2 protein-coding genes are annotated in these 1,378 nt (G+C 30.6%); both read right to left on the bottom strand.

Annotated elements, in window-relative coordinates; translation table 11 throughout:
- Window positions 1-2: 2 nt before the first annotated feature.
- Window positions 3-1,211, bottom strand: coding sequence for a UDP-N-acetyl-D-mannosamine dehydrogenase (wecC, locus tag CSUIS19072_RS08370; RefSeq protein ID WP_086293863.1), 1,209 nt, complete (start codon window positions 1,209-1,211; stop codon window positions 3-5).
- A gap of 23 nt (window positions 1,212-1,234) precedes the next feature.
- Entirely contained in the window at window positions 1,235-1,363 is a 129-nt protein-coding gene (locus CSUIS19072_RS08365) for a UDP-N-acetylglucosamine 2-epimerase (RefSeq protein ID WP_141083173.1), read from the bottom strand.
- Between the last annotated feature and the right edge of the window lie 15 nt (window positions 1,364-1,378).

The raw sequence follows: 1,378 nt of genomic DNA, 5'->3' as shown, positions 1-1,378 counted from the left end.
CCTTACAAATTCACAAAATCCATAATCTTATTTGATTTAAGTCCTATAAATTCATTATGTTTTACAAGGGCTACTATAACATCGCAATCTTTTAATGCTATATCTAATGAAGTTAGATGAATATTATCTTTGTTTAATTGTTTTGGTAGAGATTTTATATTTGGCTCAACTGCGTAAATTTGAGAATTTGGTATTTGCGATAGCTCCTCCGTTATCAAAACAGCTGGACTCTCTCTTAAATCATCAATATCTGGTTTAAATGCAAGACCAAGACAAGCAATTTTTGGATTTTTAATATCTTTTATTTTCTCTTTTACTTTTGATATTACATATTTAGGTTTAGAATCATTTACCAATCTAGCTGTTTTTATAAGATTTGAATTCTCAGGTGCACTACTACATATAAACCAAGGATCTACTGCTATACAATGGCCTCCTACTCCACATCCAGGTGTTAAGATATTAACTCTAGGGTGTTTATTTGCAAGTTTTATTAGCTCCCATACATCTATATCAAATTTATCACAAATCATCGATAGTTCATTAGCAAATGCTATATTAACATCTCTAAAACTATTTTCAACTAACTTACTCATCTCAGCAGTTTTAGCATCTGTTTTTAATACCTCTCCTTTTACAAAGGTTTTATAAAATAGAGCTGTTTTTTCTGTAGCTTCTTTGGTTGTGCCACCTACTATTCTGTCGTTTTGGACTAGCTCTTTCATTATATATCCTGGCAAAACTCTTTCAGGACAATGGGATATATATATTTTGGTGGTATCTACTTGGTTTTTGGATAGTAAGTTCTCTATGCTTTGAGTAGTGCCAATAGGAGATGTGCTTTCTAATATAATTATATTGCCATCTTTTATATATGGAATTATAGATTTAGTAGCAGACATAACATAGTCTAAATTAGGAATTGGAATATCTTTGCTATTGTGGTGAAATGGTGTTGGAACTGCTATTATAAATACATCTGCCTCACAAGGCTTGGTATCGGCTTTTAATTTACCTGATTTTACTGCTTGATATACAAATTTATCCAACTCTGGCTCTACTATATGAATTTTACCTTGGTTTATTATATCAACTGCATTTTGATTAATATCAACACCATGAACTATATAGCCGTTATTTGCTAGTAAAGCCGCAGTAGGTAATCCTATATACCCCAAACCTATAACGCAAACTGTTTTTACACTATCCATATTTTTACCTTTTTTATTTAGATTTATAAATTTTGTTGTAAAAAAGCGATTATTTTTTCACACGCTTTTCCATCGCCATAAGGATTTATAGCATTTGACATTTTTTTATATTCATTGTTATCATCTAGTAAAATTTGAGCTTGTTGCTTGATATTTTCAGTAACTGT

The organism is Campylobacter sp. RM19072, from assembly GCF_024723485.1.
GTDB lineage: Bacteria > Campylobacterota > Campylobacteria > Campylobacterales > Campylobacteraceae > Campylobacter > Campylobacter porcelli.
Note: the sequence above shows the minus strand (reverse complement) of the source record. Positions and strands in the feature narration are given on the sequence as shown.